Source organism: Chitinophaga sp. (assembly GCF_035564935.1).
In the GTDB taxonomy this organism is placed as follows: Bacteria; Bacteroidota; Bacteroidia; order Chitinophagales; family Chitinophagaceae; genus Chitinophaga.
On the sequence record NZ_DATMTE010001112.1, the window covers coordinates 1 to 6,840 of the forward strand.

General features: G+C 45.8%; 9 protein-coding genes. 2 read left to right on the plus strand and 7 right to left on the minus strand.

Annotated elements, in window-relative coordinates:
• Window positions 1–83: 83 nt before the first annotated feature.
• From VN105_RS28725 to VN105_RS28735, 3 genes are all read right to left on the minus strand, one after another.
• Window positions 84–665: a dihydrofolate reductase family protein gene (locus VN105_RS28725; protein WP_325646760.1), complete on the minus strand. Its 582-nt coding sequence runs from the start codon at window positions 663–665 to the stop codon at window positions 84–86.
• A 143-nt stretch (window positions 666–808) separates the two neighbouring features.
• Complete coding sequence (locus VN105_RS28730; protein ID WP_325646762.1) at window positions 809–1,123, minus strand: hypothetical protein; 315 nt, start codon at window positions 1,121–1,123, stop codon at window positions 809–811.
• A 33-nt stretch (window positions 1,124–1,156) separates the two neighbouring features.
• The gene (locus tag VN105_RS28735; RefSeq protein WP_325646763.1) at window positions 1,157–2,062 is read right to left on the minus strand and encodes an NmrA family NAD(P)-binding protein; all 906 of its coding nucleotides are present in this window, start codon (window positions 2,060–2,062) and stop codon (window positions 1,157–1,159) included.
• 119 nt (window positions 2,063–2,181) lie between these two features.
• Between VN105_RS28735 and VN105_RS28740 the strand changes: the two genes are divergently transcribed.
• Window positions 2,182–3,153 (plus strand): GlxA family transcriptional regulator, encoded by a 972-nt coding sequence (locus tag VN105_RS28740; protein ID WP_325646765.1) that lies wholly within the window; start codon window positions 2,182–2,184, stop codon window positions 3,151–3,153.
• 152 nt (window positions 3,154–3,305) lie between these two features.
• On the opposite strand, the gene VN105_RS28745 is transcribed toward VN105_RS28740, so the two are convergent.
• On the minus strand, window positions 3,306–4,220 hold the full coding sequence (locus tag VN105_RS28745; RefSeq protein WP_325646767.1) for a hypothetical protein: 915 nt from the start codon (window positions 4,218–4,220) through the stop codon (window positions 3,306–3,308).
• 190 nt (window positions 4,221–4,410) lie between these two features.
• On the opposite strand from VN105_RS28745, the gene VN105_RS28750 reads away from it, so the two are divergent.
• Window positions 4,411–4,770, plus strand: coding sequence for a SnoaL-like domain-containing protein (locus VN105_RS28750; RefSeq protein WP_325646769.1), 360 nt, complete (start codon window positions 4,411–4,413; stop codon window positions 4,768–4,770).
• Window positions 4,771–4,989: 219 nt separating this feature from the next.
• Here VN105_RS28750 and VN105_RS28755 read toward each other — a convergent pair whose 3' ends face one another.
• The 3 genes from VN105_RS28755 to VN105_RS28765 all read right to left on the minus strand — a co-directional run.
• A complete protein-coding gene (locus VN105_RS28755; protein ID WP_325646771.1) occupies window positions 4,990–5,493 on the minus strand; it encodes a DinB family protein in 504 nt (167 codons plus the stop codon).
• A 258-nt stretch (window positions 5,494–5,751) separates the two neighbouring features.
• Entirely contained in the window at window positions 5,752–6,510 is a 759-nt protein-coding gene (locus tag VN105_RS28760) for a glucose 1-dehydrogenase (RefSeq protein WP_325646773.1), read from the minus strand.
• Between the two features lie 44 nt (window positions 6,511–6,554).
• On the minus strand, window positions 6,555–6,840 hold a 286-nt coding region (locus VN105_RS28765), incomplete at its 5' end, for an SDR family oxidoreductase (RefSeq protein ID WP_325646774.1).

The window sequence follows — 6,840 nt, forward strand, 5'->3', positions numbered from 1 at the left end:
AGGGGAAGGGGAATTGTAAAGATGTGTATAATTGTGCCACACCAGGTGGCACAAATTTTTTTCCGCGGCTTCAGTGAAAAAGGTTAGTGATAATGCAATACGGCAATGCCTGATGAAAACGACAGTGCTTTGTTCAGCTGAAAATGCCGGAGCTGATGAAACGCGCTCATCCCGTTGCCAATGACTACCGGGTTCACCAGCAGGTATAGTTCGTCTATAAGTCCATGTTCCAGTAAACCGGATACCAGCGTAGCTCCGCCATACACCAGGATATTCCCGGCTGTTTCCTGTTTCAACCTGGTAACCGCCGTTACCAGATCGCTGGCAATGGCTACGTTGTTCCAGCCGCCGGGGATCTCTTTGTCTTTAGTTAACGTAGTGGAGATAACCGTTTTGGGAGTGTTGCTGATATGCGTAGCAAAGGCCGCCTGTTCATCCTTACGGGCAGCTGTTTGTTGCCAGTGGGCAATAAAACCTTGTTCGGCCATTTGTTTGCTGATGAGCAGGTGCGAGGCCGATAAGGTAAGCCGGGTATGGAAATCCTGAAGCGCTTTATCCCAGGTCCATTGAGGGCCCCAGCTCCACACCATCCAATCAGTTTGTCCCTGCGGACCGGCCATAAACCCGTCGAGCGACTGTTGCATTTCTAAAATTAACTTTGCCATTTTATATGATTTTATAGAGAGATATGAGGCTGTCTCATAAATAACTTTTGCCCGTTTTTACTCGGGTACCTGATGGAAAGATTTTTCGTTTACACGATTCTCAGGCCCATCAAGTTAGTTATGAGACAGCCTCATATTGAGTATCAAACCGCATCAGCCCGGGTTGGGCTGTAGTGGCCTATCTCCAGGATATTCTCTGATACAGGTTTATCCAGTATTCTATCACTCAGATTTTTCCTGAACGCCCGGAATGCTGCTAACTCAGTAAACGCTTTTTGGGCAGCCTCACTGCCAAACTGCGCAATATGCACAAAGGTATTATCTGTTGTTTTAAAACAGGCATATTGCATATCGATGGATGCAGGGTTGTGTAATTCCCTGAATACAGCCTGTACAAGCAAAATATGCTCATTTAGTTTTTCCGGCTTTAAGATATAGCTTATTTGAGTGCTTTTCATGGCTTTGGTTTTATTTCCCATCCGCAGGGACATTTAATTTTCAAAAACGCTTTTATGCTTATAAATAAATTCGGCAAAATTGGTGGGCCTCACATTCAGCTGTCGATGAGTGTCGAGCCAGATGTGGGAATCAATGCACTTTCTCCTTTCCCTGCTGAGTTCGGAGATCACCCTTTTGGGATATTCAGGAATACCCATAGCCTCAAACATGTTTATATAATCTTCCAGCGAAATATGCCTGTATTCAATCTGCCGGCCGGTTACCCTGGAAATGATATCGCAGGCTTCGCGCATATTCATGGCGTCGGGTCCTGATATCTCATAGATCTTTTTTTCATGGCCTGTGCCCGTCATGATCCCCGCAACTATCCTGGCAACATCCTCAATATCTACAGGTGCAAGCCTGGCGTCTTCTATGGGAAGTATCAAGGCGTTTTGTTCAAGGGTAACACCGGTTCGTGTACCGGGCAGGTAAAACTGCATGAATTGCGATACCCGCAATATGGTCCAATCTATACGGGAACTGGCCAGGTGATCTTCTGCTTTGGCATGTTGCACCTGCGCAATGAAATTCTGGCCATTGAAGCCTATACCCGTATCAAAGCCGGAATATTTAATCAGGTGGGGTAATCCGGCCTGTTGGGCTGCATCGATAAAGCATTGCTGGGTTTCCACCATCTTTTCATTGGCAGATGAGATCATCAGCGCCTTTTCGATCCCATCAAAAACACCGGAAAGCGAATGCGCATCCATCATATCTCCCTCAAAAATTTCAACGCCCGGCTGGTTCTCCAGCTTACTGACCTTACGGCGGTCTCTTACCAGTACCCGCACTGGTATATTTTGCCTGATAAATTCATCCACCACAATGGATCCGCTTAGTCCGGATGCGCCGGTAACAAGGAATTTAGGGCGCAGGGCCTTAGTTGTTGTGTTCATACCTTTTGTTTTTGTACGTTTATGAACACAAAGCTACAGGTGGCTGTTATATGCCATGGGGTGTACATTTAGCAATTTAAGGGGTTGTTTGTGCAAGCCAGGCGTTATACCTTAGTATAATGAAAAATGTAACTTTTTTAATTGCCGACGGTGTATTGAAGCCAAGCGGGCTTTTTGGTGCTATTGAAGTGTTTGAAAAGGCGAATCAATTCTATGAGAAGCAGGGTAAACCGCCCTTTTACAATATCCAGCTGGCAGGCAGGGATCTGCGGCAAAAATTGCTGAACGGCTCTTTCCAGTTAAACATAATGCCGTTGGATGCCATCGGAAAAACAGACCTGATCCTGTTTCCAAGTTTTGACCATCAACACGATTTCGGCATCCAAACCAGCGGGGAAATGTTGGATTGGGTAACGCAGCAGTATCACCAGGGAACGGAACTGGCCAGCTTATGTACCGGCACTTTCCTGCTGGCGGCTACCGGTTTGCTGAAAGGCATGCCCTGCGCCACGCATTGGCAGGCCGCGGATTATTTCCGGGAGCTGTTTCCCGGGCTGGACCTTCAAACCAGCAAGGTGATTACCGAGCACCAGGGCTTATATACTGCCGGCGGCGGTAATTCAAGCCTGAACCTGGTACTTTACCTGGTAGAGAAATACAGTGGCCGGGAAACCGCGCTTTACTGTTCAAAGGTATTACAGATCGATATTGACCGTACTTCCCAATCGCCTTTTATCCTGTTTGAAGGTTTGAAAGATCATAAAGATCCTGCCATACGGAATGTGCAGGACTATATAGAGCAGCATGTGAGTGAACGGTTAACGGTGGAACAGCTGGCCACGCACTGTTTTATGGATCGTATCAATTTTTCACGCCGTTTTAAAAAGGCTACGCAATTGTCGCCGGCCGATTATATCCAGCGCATCAAGGTGGAAGCGGCCAAGCGCAGTTTCGAATCAACCGGGAAACAGATCAATGAAGTAATGTATGATGTTGGTTATGGAGATATAAAAGCCTTCCGGCAGACTTTTAAGAAGATTGTAGGTATGACGCCGGGGGACTACCGTAGTAAATTTAATAAAGCTGTTTGATGGGATTGCTGAGCCTCCGGCAGTTATATTTTCCTACAAACGCTGTTGATGGTTTAGTTCTAAAAGAATGGTTTCCGGTAATTATAACTGGAAATTGTCAATTACAATTTGTTTGCAATGGGGATCTATAAAAAGTGGGAGGGGCCAACAGGCTAAGTCCCCGCCAACAGGCTAAGTCCCTGCTGCCAACGGAAAAGGCCGGCGGCAACAGCTGCTGCCGTAATTAATTCAAATGCTGCTTTTTCGCTCCCGGCAATGCCAACCACTTCTTTTATAAGCTCATCTGTAATTTTCCAGGAGCTTGTACCAGTTTCCAGCGCCAGCTTGTCGTATGCCGGTACTGGTAACGCCGGGCCGCCGGTAGCCCGTTTACCAACGGCTTGTCGTAGGTTCGTATCCGTTAGTGCCGGCCTTTCAAATACAGACCTGCGTAACTCCTGCGCCATAGCCCGGTGATCAGGGCGGCCTTCCGGCTTGCCTTTACCGAAAACATATCCCTGTTTCAGCATTCGCTTTGCTGCGCCGGACTGATCCGCATCGTTCAGCATGGCGAATTTGAATGTATTGGCGCAGCGGACCGTGATGCTGAACAGGGCAACCACTGCCATGGCGTCTTCCAGTTCCTGTGCGGAGATCCCGCTATGGAGTATACCGGCTACCTGTTCGGGGGTTAGCTCCTCAGGTGTTTTTGCAAATATTTCCAGGAACGGGAGTATAGCATGTAGTTTCGGTGGCAGCGAGGCTTTCCGGAAATCATTAAGGGCTGCATCTACCATTGTTTTACTGATAACAAGCGAGGCAATAGCGCCATGTGCTTCCACACAAAACGGGCACTGGTTCCACCTGGCCGTCATGGCGGCAAAGAGTTCCCGTTCACCCACTGTCCAGCCGCTTTCCCCACGCATGGCGGCATGCGTCCAGGTAGTCATGGGCTTACCGTAGAAATCGCGATGGTACATAACGATCCGGGCAGCATCGGGTAACCGCATTCCGGATACGGCTGAAATAAACCTGATCAATAATGCCCTGAAAAATCCATCTCCTTTCTCTACTTTTTGAAGACGCATAGCATTTGTTTTTTGTTGATGAATACCGGTTATTTTGCCCGTTTCATTTCTTCCTGCAGCACTTTCATTTCAGGTATCCCGGATACATTAAATTTAGTATTTTATTATTTACGGGTGGTCATTTAAGTGCTGTGCCTGTTGAAATAAGCAATAAGAACATGTAACTTTATTTTTATTAAAACCACATAATATGACAGTAGAACAAATCGCCTCACAACTGGCAGCATACTGCCGTAATGAAGAGTTTACACGGGCACAACAGGAATTATATGCTGAAGATGCCGTGAGTATAGAACCTTATGACACGCCGGGATTTGAGAAGGAAACGCAGGGCCTGGAAGCATTAAAGGAAAAAGACCGGAAGTTTAGTTCCATGGTGGAATCACGTTATGGCACTACTGTGTCCGACCCTATCATTGCAGGCAATGTTTTTTCTTTTGTGCTCAGTATGGATCTTAAAATGAAAGGCAGGGAGCGTGAAAAGATGACCGAGCTTTGTGTATATCATGTGAAAGATGGTAAAATTGTTTCTGAGCAATTCTTCATGTAAAGAACATCCTGCCAGTGCACTTTGATCCCCGAAGCCCGGTTTATAACGTGAAGATTGAGTGTCGTTATGTGAAGGCAAAGCAACAGGAAGGTATAAAAAAGGCCGCCTCATAAAATAAGACGACCTGTGATTTGACAGGGATCACAGGTTGTTTTTAGCATCCCGTACCTGCGTACCTAAAACTGTTGACCCGTTATGCTTAATTTACATAGCTAAAGATTAGTTTCTCCTGCTTTCCTCATAGGTAGGGCCATACATTCCCGGCACTTTATTTCCTGTTGCACGCAGGTAAACGATCATTTCACCACGGTGGTGATAAATGTGATTAAAAAGGAATCCGCGGGCAACAATTCCTCTTGGCATAGGACCAAGAATTATCTTTTCACCTGCTTTCATTGTCCAGTTATCCTGCAACTTTTCTTCTGTAAGTGATTTTAATGCCGTTCTGGCCTGTTCTACATTATTTTCAAAAAGCGACAGGGTAGCTTTAATATCATCAGGGCGTCCCCGCTCAAGATGATCGGCGGCGAGATCGTATACATCTTTGGTAAGCGTGCCTGCATACCAGTAGTAAATGGTGGCAATGTGCTGGGCCAGTTCTCCCATGGTCCAGGAAGTATCGGCAGGTTTATACAGAAGGTCTTTTTCCGGAACTGCCTGTAATAATTTACGCGTGTTGTTTACTTCATGCTCAAATTCTGCTGAAAGGTATTGTAGTATCATAGCATAGTATTTGAAATAAAGATAAGGATAGCGCGGGATTTAAATTGGATTTGGAGAGAAAGAAATTATTCCGTTTTGCCCGGCTTCTGCTCAAATAAATCACTTTTCTCACCGATGGCTGTTCTGAGACAATTCATAGTTTCCCCGTGGAAGTCCGTACCCGCCGCATGGGTGCAGGACGGTACGAAATACTGTAAAACAAGCCACAGATAACTTGTGTATCTGTGGCTTGAAATGCTAAGTGGAGCAGCTATGATTTTAAAAACCATACATCCCACCCGAAACGGAAATTTGCTCTCCTGTGATCCAGGCTGCATCATCGGAAGCGAGGAATACAGCGGCTTTCGCAATATCTTCGGGCTGACCTCTACGACCAAGCGGTGTATTGGCAATAAACATTTTTTCATACTCGCTGCCGGTAGTGACGCCAGCATTAATTGCTCCTTCTGTTTCTGTAGCGCCGGGCAAAATGGAATTGACGCGAATGTTTTTTGCACCCAGTTCCTTCGACAAAGAAATTGTGATGGCGTCTAATGCCGCTTTAGTTGCAGAATATAACGAAGCTGCCGGAAGCGGCATTTTGCTTGCGCCCGAACTAATATTAATGATATTGCCACCCTTATCGCCAAACAATTTCAAAGATGCCTGGGTCGCAAGTATAGCTCCCAAAACATTGACGTTGAAATGCTGATGAAAACTTGCTGCTGATACCTGTTCAATAGGTGTGTATCCCTGAAAGGCTGCATTGTTTACCAAAATATCCAATGTGCCGAAAGCCTTCTTTGTTTCTTCAAACAGCCTGGTTATATCGGCTTCTTTTGATACATCGCCCTGCACCGAAATAGCTGTGCCTCCATTGCCGGTTATTGCTTTCACCACTTTATCCGCTTCTTCTTTGCTTGAAGCATAGTTTACAACAACCTTTGCACCTTCCTCAGCAAAGTATTTTGCAATAGATGCACCTATTCCTTTTGATGCACCTGTTATTATTGCTACTTTATTTTTTAATTTACTCATTTGAACATTTGTTTATTGCTGCTTTAATGCAGCAGCTGATAAGTTTATTTCACAGAGAAGGCATTAGTCATACCGCCATCCGCTAAAATATCGGCGCCTACGATGAATGATGAATCGTCGGAAGCTAAGAATACAGCCGTTTTCCCGATCTCAGCCGGAGTGCCTTGCCTGCCAAGCGGCGTAAGATCTATATAGGTTTGCTTCACCTGGTCCACTACCTCTTCCGGTACCATCTTTCCAAAAACCGGGGTATCAATTGAGCCAGGAGAAATTGTATTTACCCTTATTCTCCTTGACAATAAATCGAGCGATAAGCCTCTGGCTAATGAG

Excerpts from the sequence above, each read along its gene's own strand:
- VN105_RS28740 (WP_325646765.1), top strand. The coding sequence starts at position 2,182 with ATGAAAAATGTAACTTTTTTAATTGCCGACGGTGTATTGAAGCCAAGC.
- VN105_RS28750 (WP_325646769.1), top strand. The coding sequence starts at position 4,411 with ATGACAGTAGAACAAATCGCCTCACAACTGGCAGCATACTGCCGTAAT.
- VN105_RS28760 (WP_325646773.1), bottom strand. The coding sequence starts at position 6,510 with ATGAGTAAATTAAAAAATAAAGTAGCAATAATAACAGGTGCATCAAAA.
- VN105_RS28745 (WP_325646767.1), bottom strand. The coding sequence starts at position 4,220 with ATGCGTCTTCAAAAAGTAGAGAAAGGAGATGGATTTTTCAGGGCATTA.
- VN105_RS28725 (WP_325646760.1), bottom strand. The coding sequence starts at position 665 with ATGGCAAAGTTAATTTTAGAAATGCAACAGTCGCTCGACGGGTTTATG.
- VN105_RS28755 (WP_325646771.1), bottom strand. The coding sequence starts at position 5,493 with ATGATACTACAATACCTTTCAGCAGAATTTGAGCATGAAGTAAACAAC.
- VN105_RS28730 (WP_325646762.1), bottom strand. The coding sequence starts at position 1,123 with ATGAAAAGCACTCAAATAAGCTATATCTTAAAGCCGGAAAAACTAAAT.
- VN105_RS28735 (WP_325646763.1), bottom strand. The coding sequence starts at position 2,062 with ATGAACACAACAACTAAGGCCCTGCGCCCTAAATTCCTTGTTACCGGC.